We start from the raw sequence: 26,474 nt of genomic DNA on the forward strand, positions 1-26,474 counted from the left end.
GGACCGGAGCTGCGGTTACGACGACAGTGCCTAGTGCTGCCAAGGCAGCCCAAAGGATGTATTTGGTGGTCTTCATGGTGGTGCCTCGATTGGTGCGTTTAGCGCGTGGTGAGCGGATCTGAATGGTTTAGTCTCGAGCCGGCGAGGGCCGGCGAGGCTACGGCCGCGACGATGCCAGGTGCCGCGGCGGTGAGTCGGTTCCTATGGAACATGTCTGCAGGACCTGTCCGACTTCTTTTGCAGTCCATCCTGCTAAAACTCAGAATATAGACGAGAGGCATTTGTCCCAATAAGCAGTTATACGTACGTCCGGTGGTCACTTGCAGCCGCGCCGCTGGAAAGCATTTTGTTGCGTTGCCCGGGCGCGTCCAGATCTAGAATGCAGGCGTGGCCCGTAATGAGGAGCAGTACAGGACGTGGCTGGAATTCTTGGGAGAAATCTTTCAGCAACCGCTCGGGGTGTCTTCGCGATACGAGGAGCAACTCCTTGTTCTCCTTCGTCAGTCGTTTAATGGTGCGTGCTGCACGCGAAACCGTGTGAGCCCGGCATGGGAGGATCACGTCCTCGGTTGCTGGCCCCGGGATTACATACCCGATGAACCACCTGGGGGCTATGACTTTAGACAACAGCCGCTGTTGCGTTGGTATGCGTTTTCCGGACAGTCGGGACCTCAGTCCTTCGGGCGAGTTCCTGATGCTCTGGCTGATAGCAGCCTAAAACGGGCTTGGGAGGAAGTGTCCCGGCCGTGGGGGATGAACCATCAGTTGTCCATACCGTTGCAAATAGGCGGAGGCGACCATAATGCCTACCTTGTCTCCCGGCCTGACCGTGACTTCACCGAGCAGGAGCTTGCCTTGGCTAGGCTGTTGCAGCCAATTCTGACCTTGCTTGCCCTCCACTTTGGGATTGCGCAGTCGAATAGCGGGGCAAGCCTGGATGGCTCCGCACACGATTTGACGGCGCGAGAAATGACGATAGTGACTCTCCTGAGCCAGGGGCTAACCGCGGAGGGTCTGGCCAGACGGCTCAGCATCTCGCCGCGCACCGTTGGAAAGCACTTGGAGCACATCTACCGCAAGCTAGATGTGCGCGACCGCCTGATGGCAGTGCAAACTGCACACGAACTGGGTCTATTGACAGCGACGGCTGCCAATTTCCGCTTCAATGACACCGAACACGACAGGCCTTGACCCTTTCGACTTCCAGGTCGGCGCGCCAGCGCGTCACGGCCCGGGCAGGTCAGTGGCTTAGGCCTTGCAGAAGCCGTTCGCCTTGATGACGTCGATGATTTGCTGGGCCTCGGCGTCGGACACCGACTCCACTTGGCCGCCTGTGAAGCGGGTCCACTATCTCGAGCTCGTAGAGCCGATCAAGCAGCTGAAACGCGAGGGCCGGCTCGATGAGCCACTCGTCCTCTGCTACAAAGCCATCGAGGCCGCCAAAAAAGACGCCGGCGGCCGCGAGCCCGCGCCCTGGTACACCGAGCAGGCCGCCATCGTCCACCGAAAGCTCTCCCAGAAGGACGAGGAGATCGCCGTGCTGAAGCGGTGGCTGGCCAAATGCCCCAAGGCGCGCCGTGTCGGGAGCCGTGTCGCAGAGCGCCTCTCCAAACTGGAACCCGCTTCCTGACACGTCAGGGGGCCAACTCGCGACAGTCGGTTACGTGCCGGGCACGGGGCCAGTGGTCACACGACCTGGACAGAGGTTGCTGAGGTCTTCGACTTAGTGGTGTAGCCGGTCTTGGTGCCGGTGACGGTGACCGTGATGGTCTTGCCCGCCTGGCCCGCCGTGAGCTTGTAGGTCGCAGCGGTCGCGCCAACGATGGAGACGCCGTTGGCCTTCCACTGATAGGTCAGGGCCACCGGGGCCGGCCCCCAGGTTCCCGGAACCGCCGTCAGGGTGGAACCGACCTTCACCGTTCCCGTGATCGTCGGAACCGGAGCCGGTCCGAGCGAGCCCGGAGCCACCGCGACCGTAGCGGTGGAGGTCTTTGATTTGGTCGTGTACCCGGCCTTGGTCCCGGTGACGGTGACCGTGACGGTCTTCCCCACCTGGGCGGCGGCAAGCTTGTAGGTGGAGGCGGTCGCGCCGGTGATGGCGACTCCGTTGGCCTTCCACTGATAGGTCAGCGCCACCGGCGACGGGCCCCACGTTCCCGGGACAGCCGTCAGGATCGAGCCGACTTTCGCCGTACCCGTGATCGTCGGAACCGGAGCCGGCCCGAGCGAACCCGCGGCAACTACTGCCGTAGCCGAGGAGGTCTTCATGCTCATGGTGTAGCCGACCTTCATTCCGGTGACACTGACTGTGAGCGCCTTGCCCGCCTGGCCCGCAGCGAGCTTGTAGGTGGAGGTGGTCGCGCCGGTGATGGCGACGCCGTTGGCCTTCCACTGGTACGCCAGGGTCACGGGAGCCGGACCCCAGGTTCCCGGGACAGCCGTCAGGGTGGATCCGACTTTCGCTGTGCCCGTGATTGTCGGCACCGGAGTGGGTCCGAGGACCAATGGTTTGACGAAAAGAGCAAAGTCGATGCCCGTGAGGTCTTGGCCCTCGGTGACGGTCACCGGGACTGCCGTCTCGACGGAGGTTGCGTTCTTGTACCACTGCTGAGGGATGGTGTTTGTTCCGTCGAAGAATAAGTTGTAACTGCCCGCCGCCAGCCGCGATAAATTGAAGGTTCCGTCGGCGCCGACAGGAAATACTGAGGCCATCAAGCTGGGGGACCCGACCGGATACGCGCGTACAAAGCCGCCGGCCGGGCTGGCGCCAAGCGGCGCGGTGACCTTCCCGCTGATGCTGGAACCCTTCTTGAGTGCGACGTTGATGCCGGCGAGGTCCTGGCCCGCGGCTACGGTCACCGGGGTGGCCGTCTCGAACGAGGTTGCGTCCTTGTACCACTGCGTAAGGGCGTTGGTGACACTCCCGCCGAAGACCAGTTTGTAACTGCCCGCTGCCAGCGCCGACACCTTGTACGTCCCATCGGCGCCCACCGAGGCATAGCCCGCGGAATTGCCCGACCCGGCCGCCGGTTGAGCAGATACGCCCACGAGGGTCAGGTCGACACCGGGCGGCGCAGTGATTTTCCCGCTGATGGTAGAAGCCTTCTTGAGGGTGGCGTTGATGCCGGTGAGGTCTTGGCCGGCGGTCACGGTCACCGAGGTTGCAGTCTCGGATGAGGTCGCGTTGTTGTACCACTGCGGAAGTGCGTTGGTGTCGGCCCCGCCGAAGTCCAGTTTGTAGCTACCCGCAACTAGCGCGGAAATCCTGTATGTCCCGTCGGCGCCCACTAAGCTAAGTCCCACGTAAGCGCCGGACCCGGCCGCGTAGGAATAAACCCTCACTTTGGTCAGGTCGACCCCCGGCGGCGCCGTGATCTTGCCGCTGATGCTGGCAGCCTTTTTCAGGGTGACGTCGATGCCGCTGACGGCTTGGCCCGCGGTGACGGTCACCGGGGTTGCCGTCTCGAAGGTCGTCGCATTGTTGTACCACTGCGGCAATGTGCCGCTGTCGATGCCATAAACGGCACGGAAGTTTAGTTTGTAGGAGCCCGCTGTCAGCCAGGGCACCGTGTACGTCCCGTCGGCACTGATGAAGCCAATGTTCGCGGAACCGCCAGAACTGGTCATTGAGTCCACGCTCAAGGAGGTCAACTTGACGCCGGCGGGCACGGTGATCTTCCCGCTGATGCTTGCGGTCGACGTGTCAACGGCTGCTGCTGCGGGGTGGCCCCAAACGAACAAGAGTGACAAGCAGACCAGGACTGAAATGGCCAGCCGCATACGCAGCTCACTGGCAAAGAGAAGCATGTTCCCCCAATAGATTCTTCCGTGCAGGACCAGCCCGCTCGCCTCTGCCGCGAGTCTAGCCGCGAGTCGAACAGAAGACCTTGTGTTTTCCTTTAGTGACGACGCAGCAATGGAGCACGGTCAACAAAGCTACCCAATCCGACTTGTGTTGATCAGCCACATTGGACAGGACTGCCGAACTAGTCCCGTCAAACTATCTGGACCGTGGCAGCGGAGGTCTTCGACTTGGTGGTGTAGCCGGCCTTGGTGCCGGTGACCGTGACCGTGAGGGTCTTGCCCAGTTGGGCGGCGGCGATTTTATAGATGGCGGCGGTCGCGCCGGTGATGGCGACGCCGTTGGCTTTCCACTGATAGGTGAGCACCACCGGCGCGGGCCCCCACGTCCCCGGGACGGCGGTCAGCGTCGATCCGACTTTGGCCGTTCCCGTGATCGTCGGCACCGGGGCCGGCCCTAGCGTGCCCGGGGCAACCGCGGCGGTGGCCGTGGCTGTCTTCGACTTGGTCGTATACCCGGTCTTCGTACCGGTGACGGTGACCGTGAGGGTCTTGCCCAGTTGGGCGGCGGCGATTTTATAGATGGCGGCGGTCGCGCCGGTGATGGCGACGCCGTTGGCCTTCCACTGGTAGGTCAGCGCCACCGGCGCGGGCCCCCACGTCCCCGGGACGGCGGTCAGCGTCGATCCGACTTTGGCCGTTCCCGTGGACGTCGGCACCGGCGCGGAGAGTGCCGTGCACGAGGCCGGGAGGGGTCCATTGGCAGGGACGGAGGTGGTCACCCCGGCCCCGGAGCTGTCCGCAAGGATGACCGGTGTCCCGGCGGCCTGGCAGCTGTAGCTCATGCTCCACGTGAGCAGGTGATCCGTCTCGGTGCCCACCGCGTCAGGGAAGTATTGCCCATCGAATGGCGGCTGCCCCGCGGGTACCGGGCCATGGCACCCTGTCGTGGGCGTCGTAATGGAGTGCGACGGCCACTGCGATGCCGGCGGGGATGTGTACGTCTTCCCTCCGATCGTCACAACGGCGCCCGCGCCCGGCGGCGGAGCTTGGAGATACGTGCTGGGGACGCACCTCGGGTCGTTGTACGCGGTCGTTACCCCCTGGCGGAACGAGAAGGTCACCGTCCCGCTGCCCCCGGTGGTGCCCGGAGTTATGACCCCCGCGATGCCTACGCCGGCGCTGGCGTTTGCCGCGCTGAGCCCAGTGACGAGGCTGGTGCCGAGAAGGGCTGCACCGAGTGCGGCAGATGCCCATTTCCTGATGTGCGCGGATTTGTACGACAAGAGTCCCCCATATTGGTCGATGCGAAATTCATAACCCTCTGATGCTCGGCACAATGGTGCCTCTTCAACCAAGCGCCACGTCGAACTAACTCCATCAAACAACCCGGGCAGTGGCCGCTGAGGTCTTCGATTTGGTCGTGTAGCCGGTCTTGGTGCCGGTGACGGTGACCGTGATGGTCTTGCCCGCCTGGGCCGTCGTGAGCTTGTAGGTCGCGGCGGTCGCGCCGGTGATGGAGACACCGTTGGCCTTCCACTGATAGGTCAGGGCCACTGGCGCCGGACCCCACCTCCCCGGGACTGCGGTCAGCGTCGAGCCGACTTTCACCGTTCCCGTGATGGTCGGCACAGGTGCCGGTCCGAGCGTGCCCGGTGCAACCGCGACCGTGGCGGTGGAGGTCTTCGACTTGGTCGCGTACCCGGCCTTGGTTCCGGTGACGGTGACCGTGATGGTCTTGCCCAGCTGGGCCGCGCCGGGCTTGTACGTGGCGGCGGTCGCGCCGGTGATGGCGACGCCGTTGGCCTTCCACTGGTAGGTCAGCGCCACCGGCGCCGGTCCCCAGGTGCCCGGAACAGCCATCAGCGTCGAACCGACCTTCGCCGTGCCCGTGATCGTCGGAACCGGCGCGGAGAGGCACGAAGCGGGGAGGGGGCCATTGGCAGGAATTGTGTCGGAAGACGGGTATGTATCCAGCGATGAGATAGTTCCCCTCACCTGAGTGCCCGGAGCGCGGCAGGAGTAGTCAATACTCCACGACAGTTGGTATTCCGCCACGTGGTAGGTCACTCCGGAAATCGTGTTCCCGGCGCCGTCCTTGCATGTCACATTATTGAAGGTGTAACCGTTTGTATTTGTTCGGTTCCACTGCGTTAAAGCTGGCGCTTTATATACATTTGAGCCGATTGTAATGGAGGAAGCAGCGATGTTCGGGTTGGAGTATTTGCCGCCCTGACCGACGCACCGCGGATCGCTGTAGGTGATGACTGCGTAGCTCGAAGTGCCCTCCGTGACTCTCACCGTGCCCGATCCGCCGGTCACGCCTGGTGCCACGTGCAGGTAGCCCGGGAAGTTGACGGAGGCGCTTGCGGCGCTAAGGCCAGTGACGAGGCTGGAGCCGAGAAGTGCCGCACCGAGTGCAGCAGAAACCCATTTCCTGATGTGCGCGGATTTGTACGACAAGAGTCCCCCAAACAACTCGGTGCGATGTGCGTGACATGCGTGATAGTAGCCGGTAGACCAATCTTTGGACATGGCAGCTCTTGGTTTATTGCCGGTGTTACGTCGTCAAAACGGCTGGAGCCACGCCATTAAGGAGGACCTTGCGCGGTGCATCGACCGGGTGAGGATCGTCCCGCTTCCCTCCTAGACTGTCGCCATGACCACGAACGCTCTGGGGCTCTCCGCCCTGAAGGCCGCCATCACCGAGCGCCTCAACGCCCACGACCTGCTCGGCGTCATGGCCCACGGGGCACCCTAGGACGAGTACGACCCGGAAATGGAGGACTTCGCCGCGCTGATGGCCGCCGGCGAGCCCATCACCCCGGCGGTCGCCGCGACCGTCTGGCACAAGTGGTTCGGGGACAGCCGCGGGGAGACCGCGGGAGAGGTTGAGCCGCCGACGTCGGCTATGACTGCCCTGGCGGCAGACCTGCAGGCCATGCAGGACCGTTCCAAGGACTGTAGCGTCAGCTGAAGAGCCGCTTGATGACGCCTGCGGCCTCCAGCACATCCGGGTGCGTCAGGCTCAGCGGCACCGGGTCGTCGGCGACGCGGAGTCCCGCATACTCCCACAGCCCGAAGCTGGCCCACATGGGCTCGTAGTAGGACCACCAGGAAATGCCGTCGTGGCCGCCCCTGTCGTAAATGGCCCGGGCCCACTGCTGGGTAACGGGGCGTTGACGTGAGACCACGCTGCTCGGGCGCAGTCCGAGGTCCTGCAGCTCGTAAGGGTCGTCCAGATCCAGGACGGCGGGATCGCCCTCGTACCGGACGAGCGCCTTGACCGTCCCCGCGGGGGCACTGGGCGGCACCGCCAGGATGGGCGCGGTCCAGCGGGAGAACTGCCCGAAGGCTTCGGCGATGGCCCCCTGTGCAGTGTCGCCCACGTAGAGCACCCGGCAGTCGCCGTCCGGATCGTCCACGCGTCCGCTGCCCTGGTGCGGCCAGACAAAGAGCGGGTGCCCGTTCTCGGCAGGGCTCGTTGCGCGGGGATGCCAGTTGATGACCCGCCAGTAGTCCGTGCTCAGGCGAACGCCCCTTGCTCGAAGGCCTTCATGGCTTCGATCACCGGTGCGGCGCCGTCGATCCGGTACACGTCGATGGGCCTGGCGCCAAGGTGCGGGTTCTGCCCTTCCAGCCACAACGTGGCCTGCTCTGGGGTGAAGGCGGCCAGCAGGTGTCCGACCAACCCGTCAAGGTCCATCAGTTCGGCGCGGTTTTCCCGCGTGGGCTCCTCGACCCCGGACGCCCAGCGGCCCGGCCGGTCCGCGCTGACGCCCAGGAGTGCCGCGACCGTGTTGTTCCCGAGCGTTTTGACGAGCCTGAGCGCGACGGCGTCGGGGGCGTACCCGCTGGTGTCCTGGATGTTCAGGGACCGGGGCTGGCGCGAGGTCTTCTTGCGGCGGCCGGTTTTGCGTTTCGGCTCCACGTAGGCGAAACCCTTGGGCAGGAGGGCCTTACCGGCATGAACCTTGAGCTTCAGGCTGGTGCCAAGAACCTCGACGAGGATTTCACCCTCGGCGGTGCCGGAGCTGACCTTTTCATGCACCAAACACTATCCGTTGGGCGACGGTCCTGGAAGGGCCTGCCGGTTCTTAGGCGCCGGTGGGCTCAAGCGCGTTGAGTTTTACGGTCAGCCAGCCGAGCTGCTGGCCGATGCCGAGGCCCTTCATGGGGACGACGACCGGCCATCGGCTGTTGTGTACCGCGATGCGGTACTGCTCCCCCGCCAGGGCGACGATCGTGACGTTCTCCAGGCCGGCCAGCTCGGCGTCGAGCTGGTCCTTGACCCGGGCGCCCCACTGATGGATCGGCGGCGTGGTCCGGTGGTTGGTGCCCAGGCGGATGTCGTACGGCTCGATCACAGTGTCCGGGTGAACCAGCCCGTGCTTGGCGGAAAGGACGTACCAGCGGTCACAGGTGGCCTCGGCATAGGCGGAGGCCTTCTTGAACAGCTGGGAGACGTAGAGGTCACGGGCCGGCGCCGGGCGCTTCAGCTTCTGCGATGCGCAGCCGACCAGGCCGATCGTGATTTCGTTGCTCATTGCCGCTCCAGTTCACCGTCCGGAATGCTTCTATGCCGCAAGCCATGCGTAGAGGGACTGGCCAGGCCGGAGTTCTCGAGCGCGATGAGTGACCGGTGGGCGACGTCGGCATGCGCGGTGAGGAGTTCGTCGATGAGCCGGTCGGTGATGGTTGTCGCTGTCTTGGGCACCATGTGTGCGGAACGGCGGGTTGCCGTCATCGCGCCGGACAAAGCGCCCGCTTCGCAGTTAGGCTCTGCTGTGGGGGAACAATCAACTGCCCGGCGGACGCCGCCGGAGCCATCCCCCGCGGCTCTTGAACAAGGTGGGGGACTTGAAGAACAGAATACGATCCGGTGTGACCGGAGGGGCGAGCCTCGGGATGCTCAGGTCTCTGGCGGCCTCAGTCGCCGTACTGGCCGTGAGTGCCGGAATGCTGGCTCCGGCCGCTCGGGCCCTGGCCGTGGAGGACACCGGATCAGCCGCCTCAGCCGTGACACCCCCGCTGCAGGCGGCGGCACTGACCACCGGAGCGCCGGCTTCTGGCGGGCCTCCCCGGGCCGTGGGGTCCTGGCCGATACCGCAACTGATCACCTATGCTCCCGCCGTGTACTCCTGGTCTCAGACGCCGGACATCTATCCGGGCAAGGTCTTCAACCTGTCCGGAAGCGGCTTTGCCGGTGCCACCATCTCCCTGCAGCGCCTCACCGGCGGTCTCTGGACGACCGTGAAAACCACGCCGGTGCTGACGACGGGCAGCGCCACGCTGACCTACACGTTTACGGCGGAAGGGACCGGCAAGTTCCGGGCCATCCTGAACAAGGCGGGCAAGCGGCTGGCCACCTCGGACCAGCAGGCGGTCTCGTACGCTCGGCAGGACACCTACGTCCAGGCCGAGAACTCCTACGCGAGCAGCCCTTTCTCAACCGCGGAGGGCCGTGTGGCGGCCGGGACGCAGTGGTCCACCACCTACGACCTGTACAACGCTCTCAGTAACCGCCGCGGGTCCCTGCAGGAATATCGGGACGGGCTCTGGCGGACCATTCAAAGCGTTGACTTCACCCAGGCCTCCGGCTGGAAAGCCACGGTCAAGACCCCGCTGGTGAACGCCACGACCAGCAAGCGCTACCGGCTCACCATTGCCGCCACTGCGCAGGAAAAGGCTTGGACCTCGGGGTCCACCGTCATCTCCCACATGAACCCGGCAGACTACACCGGGTACAAGAAGGCCGCGTACGACTACATGAAGCCGTACTGCGACAAGCAGGTCATCACCCTCATCGGCGGCTACACCAGCTTCGCGTGGTGGCCGTCCTACCGGATCGAAATGGCCCAGACCTACGGGACCGGGAAGTCGCTGCAGTACGTGGCCCTGCACGAATGCGCACACATCGCCTCCTTCAAGCTCTACAACGACGACGCAAAATTAACCGCACGCATGAACGCCATCTACGGCAGTTGGCCGGCGGGCAAGGAGCAGCTCGCCGACTGCGTGGCGTACGCGATGGGGGCCGACAAGAACTACGGCGGCACCTATACCCGGGACTGCAGCGGCTACCGGGGCACCGCCGCCAGGAAGATCCTGGCCGGACAGAAGCCCTGACAGCGGGGCCCCTTGCCCTTTCACCGGGCCAGGCCTTCCGAGTCCTGACCTGCGAAAACACTGCGCCCGATACCGCGGCCCGAGGATGTTTCGCCGATACGATGGCAGCGCAGAGCCCGGTCGAAACCGGCGTCCGCTGATCTAGCCCTATCCACACCATTGAAGGAGCACGATGTCAGGTCTTCAACCTCCGCAGGGCCCCGGCCAGCAGTCATGGCCGAGCGAGCAGCCGCGGCACACCCGGGGCTGGGCGTCCAACCCGTACGCCGCACCTGCCTACCCGGGCTCGGCATCCGGGCCGGTGCCGCCCTGGGCACCGTTGTACGGCGCTTCCCTGCCGGAGGCCGTGGCGAGATTCTTCAAGAAATATGCCACGTTCTCCGGCCGGGCCAGCCGGAGCGAATACTGGTGGGTGGCACTAGTCTCCGGAGTCCTCTCACTCATCCTGAACATCTTCACGCTTGTCGGCGGATCCGCCGGCGCGACCCTGCGACCCGACGGCACCACCGTCCCTGGCCCCGGGTACATTATCGGACTCATCCTGTCCGTCATCATTTCCCTGGCCATCATCATCCCGTCCCTGGCAGTATCCGTCCGGCGGCTCCACGATGCGAACATGAGCGGCTGGATGTACCTCCTGGTGCTGGTTCCTTTAGTCGGGCCCATCCTGATCCTCGTCTTCCTGGCCCAAGGCCCCAAGCCGGAGGGCCAGAGGTTCGACAGCCCGACCTGGTAGACCCCAGCTCCACAGTGAAGGCGGCTACGCCATCAGGCAGGAAGAAGCTCCCAGTCGCCCGGCTCATGGACGAGGCGCCGGACAATCCCGTAGCCACCGGCGGCCTTTCAGGACGGGAAGCCCGTCCAACTCGGCCTGGGCCGCTTCGAGGGAGCCATGCGTGACGACTTCGTTAAGGCGGGGCAGGAACTTCACCCCTTACTCCAGGTACGGCTCCCCGAACTCGGTGTACTTGCCCTCGAACTGCTTCTTCGTCAGCAGAAAGCCGGGGCCCGCTGTCGGGAGGCCGTTGACGAGGAGGCCCGGATCGAAGCCGATCCGGCCGCCCGGTTCGCCGTCTCACTGGACCGGCTCGCCTACGCCAAGGACAACCACGTGCTCGGCACCGACCTGGTCCGCACGTTCGTCCGTCGGAATCCGCCGGCCACGCTTGACGGCAAGCTCAAGGAGGATGCCGCACGGCTGCGCGGCGGCATCCGGGCTCTCACCGGCCGGGATCAGGTCCTGGGCGGCCGTTACGGTGAACTGACCGTGGCGGTCCGGGATGCCGGAGGCTCGGTGTTAGACTGGGTCACCGACTCCGAGGCCCGGGAGGTCGTGCTGCGGATCGGTGCGGCGGACAAGGACCTGGCGCGCCGGATCGCCGCACGGGCCGTCTGCCTTAGCGCAGGCCGGTGGCGGTAAGGAGCGGCTAATCCGGCACGAAACACCTGCAGCAAGGGGCGGTCCGCTGGCGGCCCCCTTCCGCTTTCCGGATCAGGGGTTCTCGCGTTCGCTGCGACGAGCCCAGACGAAGGCACCGGCTGCGACCAGCAGCAGGGCTACGGTGGCCCCGGCAATCACCAGCGCGGCCGGACCCGTATCCGAGGATGCTTGCGCCACCACGGCCGGAACATCGACGGAAGGGGAAGCCGATGGAACCTGTGCTGGCGCCGACGGGGCCTCAGCGGCTTCGGCCGGTCCCGGCGTTACCGCCGCGGCTGCCGGTGTACTGGGGGCTGTCGGCGCCGGAACCGTGGGTGCGGGTGTCTCCACCGGAGTCGGAGCCGGCACCTCCCCGGCAGGTTTGAGCACTCCCCCGCTGGGGTCAAGGACGATCCCGGCGGGGTCGGGCTCACCGTCGGCGCTGGCAGTGGCGCACGCGTCTGCGTCGTTGAAGTAGACATGCACGTAACCTGCCGGGCACACGAACGGGTCCGGCGTGGCGACGTCGGTCATGTCCGGCTCTTCGTAGGCCCTGTCGGTCGGGCTGACCGTCGGATCTTCCGTGGAATGGTCGCCGGTGGCCGTCTCGGCGGTCGCGGCCGGGGCTCCGGTCAAGGCAAGCAGGGCCGCCGCGGTCAGCACTACAACCAGGGCCGAGATCTTACGTAGGGGATTCATACTGTTCTTTCATGGCTGCGCGGCAGCCTGGAGGGACCGGCCAAAGTTCCCCGGCCACGTCATGCCGGGCGCCCGGGGAAGCCGTGGGTTAGCTGGCGATGCGCGCCGCGCTGGTCCGGGAGACGGTCGTGTAGCCGAGCCGGGAGCCGGTGACGCTGACGGTGAGCTTGGTGCCTTTGTCGGCGGTCCGGACCTTGTAGGTCGGCTCCGTGGCTCCGGAGATCGTGACGCCGTTGCGCAGCCAGCGGTACGTGAAGGCAACGCCCCAGGTCCAGGTGCCCCGCTTCACGGTCAGGACATTCCCGGCCATCACGGTGCCGGCTATCGTCGGCGTGGCCGCAACCAGTGCCGCAGCGGCCACCTTCGCCGGGGTGTTGACCGTCTGGGTTGTCAGGATCTTGCCTTCGATCGTGGAGGTGACTCTGGCGGAGATTTTCTTGCCGTAATCTGCCCCCACCAGGGTGTAGTCGCTGCCGGTCGCCCCGGCGATCGGGGCGCCGTCGCGCAGCCACTGGCGGGACTCTTTCACCACCCTCATGTCATAGCGGGTCCAGACGCCGGCGTTGACGGTTAGTGTCTCCCTCACGGTCGCTGTGCCGCTGATGGCCGGGGCTTTGGTCTGATCCGGGTCATGCATGCTCAAGGGCTTGGGTGCAGTGACCTTGATGCGGGTCGGGGCATAGCCTGGGGCCGAGACCGTCACGAAGACGGAGACGATCTGGTTAAGTTGGAACCTGCCCGGGGCGTAGCTCGGGCCGGCGTCCCACATCCTTCCGTCCGGCAGCATCCAGTCGTAGGTGAACGTCAGTCTCTCGGCCGGTTCGGACCAGGCGCCGGCCGTCACGGTCATCGGCGTGCCGGTCATGAAGGACCCGGTCAGGACGGGCTTGGTGACGTTCCTCAGCGGCTTCAGCTCGACACCTGTGCCCGCGGCAGCCGGCACGGCGATCGCGTTGGAGTAGGAGGTGCCGTAAGACCAACGCCTCGTGCTGTGTGTCTCCACGACCAGTGTGTGCCCCTGGTCCTCGGCAGTGATGCTGCGGGTCATCCCGGTGGCTCCGGGAATGAGGACACCGTCCCGCAGCCAGGTGTAGGTGTGCCCGATCGGTTCACCCGGCCCGGTGAAGCCCTGCCAGGGAATCTCGTCGACGGCGGTGAGGACGTCCCCGAGCCCGGTGTTGCCGGTGACCACTGTGCCCGGGGTGGGGTTGAATTCGGACACGCCTCTCGGGAGCGAGGTCCGCGTGGCCGGTGTGAACCCGGGAGCGTGGCCGGTGATCCTGACGCTGAGCAGCCCCGTCGAACCCCATCCCGTGGTGTCGAACATTTTCGCGGTGGCACCCGGGATGGGCTCACCGTCGCGAAGCCACTGATACTGGAAGTAGATGACCGGCGCTCCCGAAAACGACCCGGGCATGGCGATCACGAGGCGGCTGGGATCGTCGAGGCTGGTGCCTTCACCGACCAACTGGAACGAGACGCCCGATGCCTGAATGGAGGGAACGGCGGCGCCGGCATTCGTGACGGGGACGGTTTTGGTGGACTGTAGGGTCGTCTTGGCGTAGCCCGAGGCTGTCGCCGTGGTCTTGACCCGGATGCCCTTGCCGAGGTCCGCCTCGGTGAGCAGGTAGGTCGGGCCGGTGGCGCCGAGGACCGGCACGTCGTTGCGCAGCCACTGGTGCGTGAAGGTGGCGTCCGCGGGATCCCAGGTGCCGTCGACAACGGTCACGGTGCTGCCGACCTGAAGTGCTCCGCTGATGCCGGGCCGCGGGCCTGCGGCGGCGGTGTCGACCAGCAGGGCGTATCCCGCTCCGTTCTCGGCCGTACAGAATTTGACGGAGTCGACGACGGGACCGCAGGGGTCCGCCGTCAATGAGGCGTGAGCCGGCACGGCGAGGCCCGCAAGCGAGAGCGCGGCGAGTGCCCCGGCGATGCCGAGACGGATGGTCTTGTTTTTCAATTGTTCCCCCAAAGTCGTCGGGCCGGTCCCCCGGGCCCATGCTGATAGTAGCGCCCGTGACCGGTTTGCGACTACGTCGCTGCAGTTCAGGGTGCAGGATTGACGGCGTAACCTCACGGGGTCACCAATGAGGGCAACGGTGCCCGGGCGACGCGCGGACCCTTTGCTTCGCACCAGGTGAGGACCGCGTTCAGCGGGCGAAGTACGCTCCGCTGGTCTGGGTGACGGTCGTATAGCCGAGCCGTGAGCCTGTGACCTCGACGGTGATCCTCTTGTCCCGGTCGGCCGTCCGGACCTTGTACGTCGAAGACGTGGCCCCGGAGATCGGGACGCCGTTGCGCAGCCAGCGATACTTGAACGAGGTACCTTGAGTCCAGGCGCCGGGCCTCGCGGTTAGGACTTTCCCAACCTTGACGGTGCCTGAAATCGTCGGCTTGGCAGCCTTCAGGAACGCCGGCGCAACACTCCCCGCCCCGACTGTCTCTGTTTTAAGGACTCTGCCGTTGAGCGTGACCGTGTGGCTGACGGATATGCGCTTGCCGACATCCTCAGCCCGCAGGTGGTAGGAACCACCGGTTGCGCCCTTGACGGGCACGTCGTCGCGCAGCCACTGCCAAGTCCCGCTCAGGCCCGCAGGATAGTCGGACCATTCACCGCCGGACACCTCAACTATCAGCCCCATTCTCAGGACCCCGTTGATGGAAGGGCTCTTCGTTTGGTACGGGTCAGCTGCGGTCACGGGCTTCTGCGCAGTAACTTTCACCCGGCTGGTGGCGTAGCCGGGTGCGGAGACGGTCACGAGGACGGTGATAGTCGAGCCGACGTGGGTGTTGTTTGGGACGAACGAATCGCCGCCGGACGAGACCTTCCCGTCCGGGGACAGCCAGTCGTAAGTGATCGTCAGGTTCTCGGCCGGTTCGGACCAGGTGCCGGCCGTCACCGTCATGAGAGAGCCGGTCACGGAGTTACCTGTCAGGACCGGCCTGGCGACGTTCGTCAGCTGCTTCAGCTCGACGTCCGCGGGGACCGGCACTGCCGCCGGCACTGCGATCGGACGGGAGTAGGCGTCGTACCTCGAAGTGTCGGTCATCAGGACCAGGGTGTGTCCCTGATCCTCGGCGGTGATGGTGTAGGTCAGCCCCGTGGCCCCGTCGATCTCGGCGCCGTCACGCAGCCACTTGTAGTGGTGGGCATAGGCGGTCTCGCCGCCGGGGATGTGTACCTGCCACGGAGCGGTGTCTTTGCCGGTCAGGACGTCCCCGAGCCAGTGCCGCCCGCGACTATGGCGCCGGGGGTCGCGTTTTCGGGATAGACAGCCGCTGGCGTTGAGGTGCTGGTGGCCGGGTCGTACCCGGGAGCGTAGGCGGTGACCCTGACGCTGAGCGCCGCCGGAGGGGCCCAAGCCGTGGTGTCGAACGTTTTGCCGGTGGCCCCGGGTATCGGCTCGCGGTCACGCAGCCATTGGTACAGGTACAGGCGGCCCTTGGGGCCCAAGGAGAGAGGCTCGGCCATCACGAAGTTCGTGGTGCTTTTGGTTGTGACCTTCACCTGCAGGATCTGGATGGTGGGGACGGCGCCGGCGGCGGCCGTGACCGGCGCGGACTTGGCGGACTGCACTGTGGTTTTGGCATAGTCCGGTGCTGTCGCCGTGGTCTCGACCCGAATGCCCTTGCCTAGATCCGACCGGGTGAGGGTGTACGTGGTGCCGGTGGCGCCGAGGATCGGCACGTCGTTGCGCAGCCACTGGTGCGTGAGCATTGCGCCCCAGGGGTCCACGGGGCCGTCGATCGCGGTGAGCGTGTTGCCAACGAGCAGGGCGCCGCCGATAGTGGGCCCGGGGACGGTGACGGCGCTGTTGACCAGCACGGGGTAATGGCGCCCGTCCGGGGCCAGACAGATCTTGACCGAATCAACCAGCGGGCTGCAGGGATCAGTTGCTGCCTGCGCCGGAACCGCGAGCCCGGCCAGCAGAGCGGTGAGTGCCCCGGCGGCGGCGAGACGGATGGCTTTGTTGTTCAATTGTTCCCCCAATAGTCTTCGGGCCGGTCCCCCGGGCCCTTCAGTTGATAGTCGTGTGCCCCGAGCCCTTCCGGAAACATGAACACCAGCGAGCAGAAGACGGTCTGGTGATGCCATTCTCGTTGGCCCCTCACCCGGTGAGACGGTCAGCGGGCGAGGAGCGCGAAGCTGCCGCGGGCCGCCGTCTTGTAGCCGGCCTGGGTGCCCGTGACACGGACGGTGAGCCTCTTGCCCTTGTCGGCCGTCCGGACCTTGTACGTTGAGGCCGTGGCGTTGGAGATCGGTATGCCGTTGCGCAGCCACTGGTAGGTGAAGACGGTCCCCTTCGTCCAGGCGCCGTGCTTCGCCCTCAGGACCGAGCCGGCTTTGGGTGTTCCCGTCACCGTCGGCATGGCCGTGGCCAGTTTCCTCAAGGGAACCGGCCGTAACGCGGTGACCGTCTGCGTCCGGAAGATCCTGCCCTTGTATGCGGTGGACACGGCCACGGAAAGCGTCTGTCCCGCGTCGGCGCCCACCGGGGTGTACGCCTGGCCCGTTGCTCCGCGGATGGGCGTGCCGGCGCGCAGCCACTGGTAGGTGTTCTTCAGGTCCTGGTCGTCGATTCTGCTGTCGAAAAACGGGTCGTAGACCTTGAACGGCACACCGATGACAGGGTAGCTGGCGAACCAGGCACCGTGTACCAGTTCCGGGTCGGGCTCAGCCACACGGGACGGGGCCGTCACGGTCACCTTGGTCGTCTGGTAGCCCGGGGCGGACGCCGCGACCGTGACGCTGAGCGTCCTGCCGAGCAGGCCGACGTCGGGCGTGTAGGTGGCCTTGTCGGAGTCGCGGAGCAGCTGCCCGTTGACGGACCACCGGTAGGAGATCGTCAGCTGGTCGTTGGGCACGGACCAGGTGCCGGGCGTGACACTGACCGGCTTGTTCATCCGGGCTTCCCCGTCCAGGACGGGCAGCGAAACGTTGGTCAGCGGCAGCTGCTCCGCCGGGGCCCCGGGCACCTGGAGCTGACGCGTGTAGGTGATCCCGGGGTTATCCCACGTCGGGGTGGTGCTGGTCCGCATCACCAGGACTGAGCCCCGGTCCGTGTCCGTGACCGTGTAGGTGTTCGTGGTCGCCCCGGTGATCTCGATGCCGTCGCGCAGCCATTGCAGCGTCGTTCCGCTGTCTTCGGTCACCGGCTGCCCGGCGGTGAGCACCTGGCCCGGTTCGGGCGTTCCGGCAATCGGTGCGCCCTGCGGCCAGGCACCACCCACCGACGTCGCGAACGAGGTCAGGGTGACCGGTTCGTATCCGGGCGCGTAACCTGTCACGGCCACACGGATCCGCTTGCCCCCGTCGGCGCTGGTGTTGCGGTGGCTGACGCCCGTGTCGCCGGGAATCGGGACCCCGTCGCGGGTCCACTGATACGCGAACAGGATGCCGGGCGTGATCCAGGTGTAGGTCTTGGCGTAGAGGTAGCCGTACATGCCCCCGACGCCGGTGATCGAGACCCTGGACGGAGGGGTGACCGTGGGCAGTGAATCGTCGCCGGCGGCGGTCACCGGGGCTGACGTGGCGGATTCTACGGTCGACGCCGCGTAGCCGGCTGCTGTGGCGGTCGTCTGGACCCGGATGCCGTTTCCGATGTCCGCCGCGGTCAGCTTGTAGGTGGTGCCGTTGGCGCCGGGGACGGGGACACCGTTGCGCAGCCACTGGTGCGTGAGCGTCGCATCGGCCGGATTCCACGCGCCGTCGTAAACGGTCAGGCTGTTGCCGTCGACAAGGGCGCCGCCGATGCCCGGGGGCGGGCCGGTCAGGTCCTTGTTGACGGACATCTGGTAGATCCAGCCGTCCAACGCGGTGCAGGGTTTGATCGAATTGGCGACCGGGCCGCAGGCATCGTAAGGGGACGACGGCGTCGATGCTGCGTGCGCCGGCATGGCGAGACCGGCCAGCGAGAGCGCGGTGACGGCGCCGGCGGCGGCGAAGCGGATGGCTTTGTTCAATTGTTCCCCCAGGTCTTTGGGCCGGTTCCCTGGCCCCTGCTGATGATGCTACTGCCCACCGGGCACTTCGTCGTTATGTTTCCGCAGGTCAGGGCGCTGGAATGGGTGTGTAGCGTTCCACCGACCACAGGTCCGCGGCTAACGCGGCAGGAATCCAGGACCCGTGGTGCACCTCCCCGCCGGGGGTCACGCTGGTGACCCGCCAGAGGCTCGTGTCGGAGAGCACGGCAATGATCCGTTCACCGCGTGCATTCACGTACTGCAGGGCGGTGCCGGGGCTCTCGGGCAGGTCGACCTGGGACCAGCCGGCCTCCGGCACTTTAACGGTCGGTTCCTCGAGGGCTGTCTGCGGCATGACCATCATTTCTTCGGTTTGGGGGCAGGGGCAGTATGGGCCGGCGCAGGCGCCGGGGTGTAGATGCCGGTGTCGCGGTGCTGCGGGCTGACGGCCGCGCACAGCATGAACAGCAGGACGGAGACTCCGATGGCGGCGGCGATCAGCTTCCAGGAGGACAGGCGGGCCCAGGACCCCCGGCCGGTGGTGATCGTGTACAGGGCGGTCAGCAGGATGAAGACCGCCACGGCGAACAATCCGGTCCCGAATCCGCCGATGATGCAGGACGCCCAGGAGGCTGGTCTCATCACGTTGGGCGGTCTGGCCGTCGGCGCTGCCCCGGCCAGCTCTTCGACCTGCCCGGTCGGGCAGCACGGGAATTCCCTGGGCGGACCGGCAGGCTGGTGCGCCGATAACCCCAGTCGCGGCGGAACCGGCGGCGACGGCACCATCAGCGGAGGCGGCAGCACCAAGCCCTCGTCTCCGCCCGCGGGCCCCACCCCGCCCAAGGTGACACTGCCGCCCGCACCGGTCTATGCTCCTGCCCCGGTTTCATTGCTCTTCGATGCTCACGCCATCCTTGGTGCGGTCATCTGATGCCCTTGGCCCCATATCGTGCCACGACCCCGTCCCGCTTGATGCCGACCATATCCCGGACGAAATAGAGCTGTATCAGCGAATGTACCCAGCTCCCCCGGCAGTTCATCCTGCCCCGTGAATACGTCGACGTTTTCCCACATGGCCCAACATCTTGGCAAAGGAAGAGCCGGGAAGTCATGACTTCCCGGCTCCCGCTAAGGGACACCGCCGTTGGGGGAAGCAATAGTAGTAGTCGGGTCCCTAGGAAGACGTCCGCGTTGTGCGGATGTCCAAGAATGGTTCTTCAAGCCACGGACGTTGTCGCGGTGCTTGCGAACATCAACGTCGCAACCGGCATGCCCCGCTACTCAGTCCTGACTTGGCTCATTCGCTTAGTGCGTGAATTCTTGGTCGCGGACGGCGTCGAGGATGGCTTGCTGCTTGGCTGTGATGGCGGGGGCGAAAAGGATCAGGTGACAGCCTCTGATTGGGCCGCCGAGCTTGCTGATTCGTTAGCCCACCGTGGCCATGGACTGGCACAGATCACGGTAGCGAGCTACAAAGTCACTGCAGGACGGGATGCACTGATCGAAACAGCCAAAAATGTCGCACTTGTGGCAAGTTGGTCAGTCTATGAGCTCTCAGCGATCAATGTAAGCCCGGACCCTTTGATTCTGCCGGAGGCTGGCTTGATTGTTCTTCACGACATAGACACGCCCCTTCCAGGGGCTGTTCCCGTACTCGTGGGAGCCTTCCAGCACCTTATCCAGCGCGATCTTCCCGTTGCGCTGCTCGTGATCGGAACTGTCAGGGGAATCAGGGCTCTACGCGGACATCCGGCAATGGGCTTCCTCAGCCGCGCTGAGTCTGTGACCCTATCCTGAGCCCTCCACGAGGAGTCTGGGCTGGTAAAGGCAGCCGATGAAGCGGTCGGCGCGATGCTCGATGAATGCTGGCAGTCTCAAGCCGCTCAGCCCTCGAGGACCTGGCATTAATATGAGACGTAACAGCCTGTATCACTAGTGATACAGGCTGTTAGTAGAGTTGCATACCGCAAAGAAATCGAAAGGCGTTTAGATGGCCGTTTAAGTGCTAAGGCAGTCCGGGACAACGCCAAACGAACCGAACTTGTTCCCCCAAGTCCCCGTTCCAACAGTCGGCATCCATGAGCCCTTGGCAATCGCAGGAGACTGGCACGGCGACTTGGGCTGGGCGATAACCGCAATCCAGTCGGCCGCCCGTGAAAGCGTCAGCACGATATTGCACGTCGGCGACTTCGGCTTGGACTGGCCAGGCGCTAGACGAGGACGCTACGAAGCCAAATTGAACAAGTAGCGTCTCAACTTAGGGATCATGCTGATCGTGTCGGGCGGCAATCACGACAACCAAGTGCTGCCAGAAGAAGTAGCATCCGGACGCGATGGTGGTGTCAATCGAGTCCATGAGGCCGACAGACGGAACTAGCGTTCTGTTGATCCAACTGGGCCCAAATTAACAATTGTTAGAGTGCGGAAAATTTAGAAGCGGATTTGTTAACCTGCAACCGTGCTTGACAACACAAATACATAGATGAGCTAGGCCAGCGGGACCATCAGCAGCAAAGACAGAACGGTGAATTCGACCACCGCGCTCCCCCCGCTCGGAGCCGTTGTCCCCGATGGCATCGTCAGGGCCGGATGGCGGGTTGCCCTCGGTGGAAGACTTCTGACTAGACGAGGAGTGCATCCACATAGAGCGGGAGGGGTCTTCCACTTAGGCGTCATCTCACATGAGAGCCCGAATCGGACCAAGTTGGACCGAGGTCAAGTTGACCAGGGTCCAACTTGGTCCGAAAGAAATCAACCAGCCCCGAATCTCACAAACACAGTTGGCCAGCTGTATGAAACAGTTGGCCAACTACTGTGAAACGTGGCCATCTAAGTTGGGAAATGGCCAAGTACCGTGGAACCTCACACCGCTTTAGTGGCAGCTACTTGGAAGACTTCCAACTGGACGATGCGTTTCTTCCAAATAGGGTGCCATTCTTCCAATTAGGTCGACATCTCACACCGACCTAGAAGTCCCAGTCCTCATCCTCAGTATTGACAGCCTTGCCAATCACATAAGACGAACCCGAACCCGAGAAGAAGTCGTGGTTCTCGTCCGCGTTAGGCGACAGGGCCGACAGGATGGCCGGGTTCACGTCGGTGACGGAAGCCGGGAACATGGCCTCGTAGCCCAGGTTCATGAGCGCCTTGTTGGCGTTGTAGTGCAGGAACTTCTTGACGTCCTCGGCCAGGCCGACGGAATCGTAGAGGTCGTGCGTGTACTGGACTTCGTTCTCGTACAGCTCGAAGAGCAGTTCGAAGGTGTAGTCCTTGATCTCCTGCCGGCGCTCCTCGGAGACCTTCTCCAGGCCCTTCTGGAACTTGTAGCCGATGTAGTAGCCGTGCACGGCCTCGTCGCGGATGATGAGGCGGATGAGGTCGGCCGTGTTCGTCAGCTTGGCCCGCGAGGACCAGTACATCGGCAGGTAGAAGCCCGAGTAGAACAGGAAGCTCTCCAGCAGCGTCGAGGCCACCTTGCGCTTCAGGGGGTCGTCGCCCTGGTAGTAGTCCATGACGATCTGGGCCTTCTTCTGAAGGTTCTCGTTCTCGGTGGACCAGCGGAATGCCTCGTCGATCTCCTTGGTGGAGGCCAGCGTGGAGAAGATGGAGGAGTAGCTCTTGGCGTGCACGGACTCCATGAACGCGATGTTCGTGTAGACAGCCTCTTCGTGCGGGGTGAGGGCGTCCGGAATCAGGGAGACGGCGCCGACGGTGCCCTGGATGGTGTCCAGCAGGGTCAGGCCCGTGAACACGCGCATGGTGAGCTGCTGCTCGTCCGGGGTGAGCGTCGCCCACGACTGGATGTCGTTGGACAGCGGCACCTTCTCCGGGAGCCAGAAGTTGTTGACCAGGCGGTTCCAGACATCCACGTCCTTGTCGTCCTGGATGCGGTTCCAGTTGATCGCCTCGACGTGGCTAAGCAGCTTGACCTTTTCGGTCATGTCATCCCCTAAAGGTTGGGTTCTTCGTTAAGTTAAGCGTACGACGGCGGGCGGGCGCCCGCCGTCGCACAGTCACGATTGAGTTGAAGCTACAGCATGCAGCTGACGCAGCCCTCGACCTCGGTCCCTTCCAGCGCGAGCTGGCGGAGACGGATGTAGTAGATGGTCTTGATGCCCTTCTTCCAGGCGTAGATCTGGGCCTTGTTGATGTCGCGCGTGGTGGCGGTGTCCTTGAAGAACAGCGTCAGGGACAGGCCCTGGTCCACGTGCTGCGTGGCGGCGGCGTAGGTGTCGATGACCTTCTCGTAGCCGATCTCGTACGCGTCCTGGTAGTACTCCAGGTTGTCGTTCGTCAGGTACGGCGCCGGGTAGTACACGCGGCCCAGCTTGCCTTCCTTGCGGATCTCGATCTTGGACGCCACCGGGTGGATCGAGGAGGTGGAGTTGTTGATGTAGGAGATCGAGCCCGTCGGCGGGACAGCCTGCAGGTTCTGGTTGTAGATGCCGTGCTCCATGACGGAGGCCTTCAGCTCGCGCCAGTCATCCTGGGTGGGGATGTGGATGTTCTTGAACAGCTCGGCGACCTTCGCGGTCTGCGGGACCCATTCCTGCTCGGTGTACTTGTCGAAGAACTCGCCGGTGGCGTACTTGGACTTCTCGAAGCCGCCGAAGGTCTGGCCGGTCTGGATGGCCAGCAGGTTGGAGGCGCGGACCGCGTGGTACACCACCGAGTAGAAGTAGATGTTGGTGAAGTCCAGGCCCTCTTCGGAGCCGTAGTGGACCCGCTCGCGGGCCAGGTAGCCGTGCAGGTTCATCTGGCCGAGGCCGATCGCGTGGCTCTGGTCGTTGCCGCGGGCAATCGAGGGCACCGAGGTGATGTTGGACATGTCCGAGACGGCCGAGAGCGAGCGGATGGCCGTCTCGATGGTCAGGCCGAAGTCCGGCGAGTCCATGGTCTTGGCGATGTTCAGCGAGCCCAGGTTGCAGGAGATGTCCTTGCCCGTGTGGTCGTAGGACAGGTCGTCGTTGTACGTGGTGGGCTGGGAGACCTGGAGGATCTCGGAGCACAGGTTGGACATGATGATCTTGCCGTCGATCGGGTTTTCCCGGTTCACGGTGTCCTCGAACATGATGTACGGGTAACCGGATTCGAACTGGATCTCGGCGAGGGTCTGGAAGAACTCGCGCGCCTTGATCTTGGTCTTCTTGATCCGGGAATCGTCCACCATCTCGTAGTACTTCTCGGTGACCGAGACGTCGGAGAACGGCATGCCGTAGACCTTTTCGACGTCGTACGGGGAGAACAGGTACATGTCCTCGTCCCGCTTGGCGAGCTCGAAGGTGATGTCCGGGATGACGACGCCGAGCGAGAGGGTCTTGATGCGGATCTTCTCGTCCGCGTTCTCGCGCTTGGTGTCCAGGAAGCGGTAGATGTCGGGGTGGTGCGCGTGCAGGTACACCGCGCCGGCGCCCTGGCGGGCACCGAGCTGGTTGGCGTAGGAGAAGCTGTCCTCGAGGAGCTTCATCACGGGGATGACGCCGGAGGACTGGTTCTCGATCTGCTTGATCGGCGCGCCGACCTCGCGGATGTTGGTCAGGGCGAAGGCCACGCCGCCGCCGCGCTTAGACAGCTGCAGGGCGGAGTTGATGGACCTGCCGATCGACTCCATGTTGTCTTCGATGCGGAGCAGGAAGCAGGAGACCAGCTCGCCGCGCTGCTTCTTGCCGGCGTTCAGGAACGTCGGAGTGGCCGGCTGGAAGCGGCCTTCGATGATCTCGTCGACCATCTGGGTGGCGAGCCTCTCGTCGCCGCGGGCCAGGTGCAGGGCCACCATGCAGACGCGGTCCTCGTAGCGCTCCAGGAAGCGCTTTCCGTCGAACGTCTTCAGCGTGTAGGAGGTGTAGAACTTGAACGCGCCCAGGAAGGTCTCGAAGCGGAACTTCTTCTTGTACGCGCGGTTGAAGAGCTCGCGGATGAAGTTCATCGTGTACTGGTCGAGGGTTTCGCGCTCGTAGTACTCGTTCTTGACGAGGTAGTCGAGCTTTTCCTCAAGGTCGTGGAAGAACACGGTGTTGTTGTTCACGTGCTGCAGGAAGTACTGGTGCGCGGCCTCGCGGTCGGCCTCAAACTGGATCTCGCCGTTGGGGCCGTAGAGGTTCAGCATGGCGTTGAGCTCGTGGTAGCCCAGGCCCTTGTACGCGGCCGGCATCTCGTGCTTTTCCTGCTTCTCAACAGCCGTGGCGGTGCCCCCGTGGGAGCCTGTGCCCCCGGTTACTGTTTTGTCTGCGACAGTCGTGTCCAAAACTCTTCCAATCCTTGTTGTACACGGGAGACGTCTTCCGGCGTGCCCATGAGTTCGAACCTGTATAGGTGGGGGACGTTGCATTTTGCGGCGATGATGTCCCCCGCCATGCAGTAGTTATCCCCGAAATTCGTGTTGCCGGCCCCGATCACTCCGCGGATCAGCTTCCGGTTGCCCGGGTCGTTCAAAAACCTGATGACCTGCTTTGGAACAGATCCCTCTCCCCCGGTGCCGCCGTAGGTCGGCACCACCAGAACGTACGGTTCCCGGGCCGCCAGCGGGGCGTCCCTCGAATAGAGGGGGATCCTGGCGGCTTCGACGCCCAGTTTCGCAACGAAACGTGCGGTGTTTTCCGAGGTGGAGGAAAAGTAGATGAGGCGGCTTTGGGTGATCTCGGGAGCCGCTGTGCTGACCGCTTCCCCGCTGTCAGCCGTGGCGGCCGCCCGATCTTCAGTAGTTGCCCGATCTTCAGTTGTCACAACCATTGGACTCACCTCATCTACCGTCAAATCCTGCCTGGTAGCGGCGTCCGGAGCGCTTCAGGCTACAGCGACGGCGGCGGCCTGCGCCAGTTCTTCGATCTTGTCCGGGCGGAAACCGGACCAGTGGTCCTGGTCGGTGACGACGACCGGGGCCTGCATGTAGCCCAGGGACTTCAGGCGCTCGAGGGCCTCCGCGTCCTGGGAGATGTCGACGCTCTGGTAGGCGATGCCCTTCTTGTCCAGCGCGCGGTAGGTCGCGTTGCACTGAACGCAGGCCGGCTTCGTGTAAACCGTAACGGTCATGGTCCTTGTCCCCTTTGTTGAAAGTCTTGTTCGGAGCGCTTCCCCGGCTCCGACTGCCCCGCGCTGATGCTCTGCTGGAACTGTATGTCGATACTACATGTAGTGCAAGAGCCTCACGTGGACCCCAAGATGATGTATTACAAGTATGTCATTTAACCCACCGATAATCCACAGGAGGGGGCCCGCCAAATGTCCGGAATTCAGCTGTTTTGGCGGACGAAATCCACACCCTGTGGAGTAGTTAGCCACATTAATCACCCCCGCGTGTCGCACCGCAGACGGCGTGTCGCGCACGTTTTTCGGGGGTGCCCGGGGGTGTCCGGTGGTGGTGCCGGCCACTACATCTGGTGTCCGGGAACACGAATGAGGCGGACACCGTGGTGTCCGCCTCATCGGATCGTGATTGTTCTAACACCCCGCGTTCCGACACTCCGCAGTGACCGGCGCCACGGGTACCTACCCAAGCGACTCCGGCCGGCTGAGGAGAATCTGGTCGACGCCCATCCGGGCCTCGGCGAAGCTGCGCAGCGCGCCCACGAGGTACAGCCGCCAGACCCGGGCGATTTCCTCGCCCATCATGGCGACGGCGGCGTCATGGTTCTCCTCGAATCGGGCGTACCAGGCCTCCAGCGTCCGGACGTAGTCCCGGCGCATGCCCTGCACCCCCTGGATCTCGAACCCTGCATCCTCCAAAAAGCCGAGGGTCTCCCCCACCGGGCGCATGTGCATGTCCGGCGCGATGAAGGACTCGATAAACGGGCCGCCGCCGGGGTGCTTGCCGTTCCGGGACATCTGCTGCACCAGGACCCGGCCGCCGGGCCTGACGTTGCCGAACAGGGCGGCGGCGTAGACGGGGTAGTTGCGCTGGCCGACGTGCTCGCCCATCTCGAGGGAGGCGACGGCGTCGAACGGCCCGTCCGGGATCTCGCGGTAGTCCTGGACCCGGATCTCGACGCGTCCTTCCAGCCCGCGCTCCCTGATGCGGGCGTCAATGAACGCCTTCTGCTCCACCGAGAGGGTGACCCCGACGACGTCGACGCCGTAGTGCTGCGCGGCGTGCAGGCTCAGCGAGCCCCATCCGCAGCCGACGTCGAGCATCCGCATCCCCGGGGCCAGGCCGAGCTTTTGGCAGACGAGGTCCAGCTTGTCCCGCTGGGCGTCCTCGAGTCCGTACCCGGGTGAGCTGTCCGTCCAGTAACCGCTGGAGTAGGCCATCTGCGGGTCCAGGATCAGGGCGTAGAAGTCGTTGCTGAGGTCGTAGTGGTGGCCGATGGCCGCCCGGTCCCGCATCAGGCTGTGCCGCCGGCCCCTGACCCGTGCCTGACTGGCCGGGGGCTGGGGCGGGGCGCCCAGGGCGCCGGCGGTTTTGGCGATCCGTCCGCCGGCGGGCCGGCGGGGGGGGGGGGGGGCGGTGGCGGTGCGGGCGCCGGGG

The 26,474-nt window shown here is 64.6% G+C and carries 27 protein-coding genes; 8 read left to right on the forward strand and 19 right to left on the reverse strand.

All coding sequences use genetic code 11. From position 1 onward, the window contains the following. Nucleotides 1-387 precede the first annotated feature (387 nt). Nucleotides 388-1,191 (forward strand): helix-turn-helix transcriptional regulator, encoded by an 804-nt coding sequence (locus C9424_RS21760; RefSeq protein ID WP_202615940.1) that lies wholly within the window; start codon nt 388-390, stop codon nt 1,189-1,191. 85 nt (nt 1,192-1,276) lie between these two features. Further along, nucleotides 1,277-1,630 carry a hypothetical protein gene (locus C9424_RS19850; protein WP_116768572.1) on the forward strand — a complete coding sequence of 118 codons (354 nt, stop codon included), beginning with the start codon at nt 1,277-1,279 and terminating at the stop codon, nt 1,628-1,630. A 56-nt stretch (nt 1,631-1,686) separates the two neighbouring features. Here the strand turns inward: C9424_RS19850 and C9424_RS19855 are convergent, their stop codons facing one another. The 3 genes from C9424_RS19855 to C9424_RS19870 all read right to left on the reverse strand — a co-directional run bounded on the left by C9424_RS19855 (nt 1,687) and on the right by C9424_RS19870 (nt 5,664). Continuing rightward, nucleotides 1,687-3,627, reverse strand: coding sequence for a hypothetical protein (locus tag C9424_RS19855; RefSeq protein ID WP_133247546.1), 1,941 nt, complete (start codon nt 3,625-3,627; stop codon nt 1,687-1,689). A gap of 368 nt (nt 3,628-3,995) precedes the next feature. Beyond that, nucleotides 3,996-4,682 carry a hypothetical protein gene (locus tag C9424_RS19860; RefSeq protein WP_133247547.1) on the reverse strand — a complete coding sequence of 229 codons (687 nt, stop codon included), beginning with the start codon at nt 4,680-4,682 and terminating at the stop codon, nt 3,996-3,998. 499 nt (nt 4,683-5,181) lie between these two features. Continuing rightward, on the reverse strand, nt 5,182-5,664 hold the full coding sequence (locus tag C9424_RS19870; protein WP_133247548.1) for a hypothetical protein: 483 nt from the start codon (nt 5,662-5,664) through the stop codon (nt 5,182-5,184). Nucleotides 5,665-6,580: 916 nt separating this feature from the next. On the opposite strand from C9424_RS19870, the gene C9424_RS19875 reads away from it, so the two are divergent. Further along, nucleotides 6,581-6,778, forward strand: coding sequence for a hypothetical protein (locus tag C9424_RS19875; RefSeq protein ID WP_116768577.1), 198 nt, complete (start codon nt 6,581-6,583; stop codon nt 6,776-6,778). Here the strand turns inward: C9424_RS19875 and C9424_RS19880 are convergent. Genes C9424_RS19880 through C9424_RS19895 form a run of 4 tightly spaced genes read right to left on the reverse strand, consistent with a single transcriptional unit; the run spans nt 6,771 to nt 8,548 of the window. After that, nucleotides 6,771-7,331 carry an RES family NAD+ phosphorylase gene (locus C9424_RS19880; RefSeq protein WP_116768593.1) on the reverse strand — a complete coding sequence of 187 codons (561 nt, stop codon included), beginning with the start codon at nt 7,329-7,331 and terminating at the stop codon, nt 6,771-6,773. The two genes, C9424_RS19875 and C9424_RS19880, sit on opposite strands and share 8 nt — an antisense overlap. Continuing rightward, entirely contained in the window at nt 7,328-7,855 is a 528-nt protein-coding gene (locus C9424_RS19885; protein ID WP_116768578.1) for a hypothetical protein, read from the reverse strand. Before C9424_RS19885 ends, C9424_RS19880 begins: the two co-directional genes overlap by 4 nt. A 43-nt stretch (nt 7,856-7,898) precedes the next feature. Next, nucleotides 7,899-8,348 (reverse strand): DUF6884 domain-containing protein, encoded by a 450-nt coding sequence (locus C9424_RS19890; RefSeq protein WP_116768579.1) that lies wholly within the window; start codon nt 8,346-8,348, stop codon nt 7,899-7,901. Then, the gene (locus C9424_RS19895; protein WP_116768580.1) at nt 8,345-8,548 is read right to left on the reverse strand and encodes a hypothetical protein; all 204 of its coding nucleotides are present in this window, start codon (nt 8,546-8,548) and stop codon (nt 8,345-8,347) included. Before C9424_RS19895 ends, C9424_RS19890 begins: the two co-directional genes overlap by 4 nt. A gap of 113 nt (nt 8,549-8,661) precedes the next feature. Between C9424_RS19895 and C9424_RS19900 the strand changes: the two genes are divergently transcribed. The 3 genes from C9424_RS19900 (at nt 8,662) to C9424_RS19910 (ending at nt 11,350) form a co-directional block, all read left to right on the forward strand. Beyond that, a complete protein-coding gene (locus C9424_RS19900) occupies nt 8,662-9,930 on the forward strand; it encodes a hypothetical protein (protein ID WP_161958264.1) in 1,269 nt (422 codons plus the stop codon). 172 nt (nt 9,931-10,102) lie between these two features. Continuing rightward, the gene (locus C9424_RS19905; RefSeq protein ID WP_116768582.1) at nt 10,103-10,666 is read left to right on the forward strand and encodes a DUF805 domain-containing protein; all 564 of its coding nucleotides are present in this window, start codon (nt 10,103-10,105) and stop codon (nt 10,664-10,666) included. Between the two features lie 156 nt (nt 10,667-10,822). Then, the gene (locus tag C9424_RS19910) at nt 10,823-11,350 is read left to right on the forward strand and encodes a hypothetical protein (RefSeq protein ID WP_237563587.1); all 528 of its coding nucleotides are present in this window, start codon (nt 10,823-10,825) and stop codon (nt 11,348-11,350) included. A gap of 72 nt (nt 11,351-11,422) precedes the next feature. On the opposite strand, the gene C9424_RS19915 is transcribed toward C9424_RS19910, so the two are convergent. From C9424_RS19915 to C9424_RS19940, 7 genes are all read right to left on the reverse strand, one after another. Then, nucleotides 11,423-12,049, reverse strand: coding sequence for a hypothetical protein (locus tag C9424_RS19915; protein ID WP_116768583.1), 627 nt, complete (start codon nt 12,047-12,049; stop codon nt 11,423-11,425). Between the two features lie 88 nt (nt 12,050-12,137). Beyond that, a complete protein-coding gene (locus C9424_RS19920; protein ID WP_116768584.1) occupies nt 12,138-14,009 on the reverse strand; it encodes a hypothetical protein in 1,872 nt (623 codons plus the stop codon). A 190-nt stretch (nt 14,010-14,199) separates the two neighbouring features. Then, complete coding sequence (locus C9424_RS22010; RefSeq protein ID WP_237563588.1) at nt 14,200-15,099, reverse strand: hypothetical protein; 900 nt, start codon at nt 15,097-15,099, stop codon at nt 14,200-14,202. A 158-nt stretch (nt 15,100-15,257) separates the two neighbouring features. Then, on the reverse strand, nt 15,258-16,028 hold the full coding sequence (locus C9424_RS22015; RefSeq protein ID WP_237563589.1) for a hypothetical protein: 771 nt from the start codon (nt 16,026-16,028) through the stop codon (nt 15,258-15,260). Nucleotides 16,029-16,174: 146 nt separating this feature from the next. Then, on the reverse strand, nt 16,175-18,013 hold the full coding sequence (locus tag C9424_RS19930) for a hypothetical protein (RefSeq protein ID WP_116768585.1): 1,839 nt from the start codon (nt 18,011-18,013) through the stop codon (nt 16,175-16,177). Between the two features lie 88 nt (nt 18,014-18,101). Then, nucleotides 18,102-18,368, reverse strand: coding sequence for a hypothetical protein (locus tag C9424_RS19935; RefSeq protein WP_133247549.1), 267 nt, complete (start codon nt 18,366-18,368; stop codon nt 18,102-18,104). 5 nt (nt 18,369-18,373) lie between these two features. Then, nucleotides 18,374-18,595 (reverse strand): hypothetical protein, encoded by a 222-nt coding sequence (locus C9424_RS19940; protein ID WP_133247550.1) that lies wholly within the window; start codon nt 18,593-18,595, stop codon nt 18,374-18,376. Here C9424_RS19940 and C9424_RS19945 point away from each other — a divergent pair. Both C9424_RS19945 and C9424_RS19950 read left to right on the forward strand, forming a co-directional pair. Further along, a complete protein-coding gene (locus tag C9424_RS19945; RefSeq protein ID WP_133247551.1) occupies nt 18,582-18,944 on the forward strand; it encodes a hypothetical protein in 363 nt (120 codons plus the stop codon). The two genes, C9424_RS19940 and C9424_RS19945, sit on opposite strands and share 14 nt — an antisense overlap. 278 nt (nt 18,945-19,222) lie before the next feature. Then, entirely contained in the window at nt 19,223-19,810 is a 588-nt protein-coding gene (locus C9424_RS19950; RefSeq protein ID WP_116768589.1) for a hypothetical protein, read from the forward strand. A gap of 1,169 nt (nt 19,811-20,979) precedes the next feature. Here the strand turns inward: C9424_RS19950 and nrdF are convergent. From nrdF to C9424_RS19975, 5 genes are all read right to left on the reverse strand, one after another. Then, a complete protein-coding gene (nrdF, locus tag C9424_RS19955; RefSeq protein WP_091253615.1) occupies nt 20,980-21,954 on the reverse strand; it encodes a class 1b ribonucleoside-diphosphate reductase subunit beta in 975 nt (324 codons plus the stop codon). 89 nt (nt 21,955-22,043) lie between these two features. After that, nucleotides 22,044-24,164, reverse strand: coding sequence for a class 1b ribonucleoside-diphosphate reductase subunit alpha (nrdE, locus tag C9424_RS19960; protein ID WP_116768590.1), 2,121 nt, complete (start codon nt 24,162-24,164; stop codon nt 22,044-22,046). A 62-nt stretch (nt 24,165-24,226) separates the two neighbouring features. Beyond that, entirely contained in the window at nt 24,227-24,742 is a 516-nt protein-coding gene (gene nrdI / locus C9424_RS19965; protein WP_237563590.1) for a class Ib ribonucleoside-diphosphate reductase assembly flavoprotein NrdI, read from the reverse strand. A 54-nt stretch (nt 24,743-24,796) separates the two neighbouring features. Beyond that, nucleotides 24,797-25,042: a glutaredoxin-like protein NrdH gene (nrdH, locus tag C9424_RS19970; protein WP_018773329.1), complete on the reverse strand. Its 246-nt coding sequence runs from the start codon at nt 25,040-25,042 to the stop codon at nt 24,797-24,799. A 456-nt stretch (nt 25,043-25,498) separates the two neighbouring features. Next, on the reverse strand, nt 25,499-26,474 hold a 976-nt coding region (locus C9424_RS19975; protein ID WP_133247552.1), incomplete at its 5' end, for an SAM-dependent methyltransferase.

Origin of the sequence: Arthrobacter sp. H-02-3, assembly GCF_003097355.1 — a bacterium.
Taxonomy (GTDB): domain Bacteria; phylum Actinomycetota; class Actinomycetes; order Actinomycetales; family Micrococcaceae; genus Arthrobacter; species Arthrobacter humicola.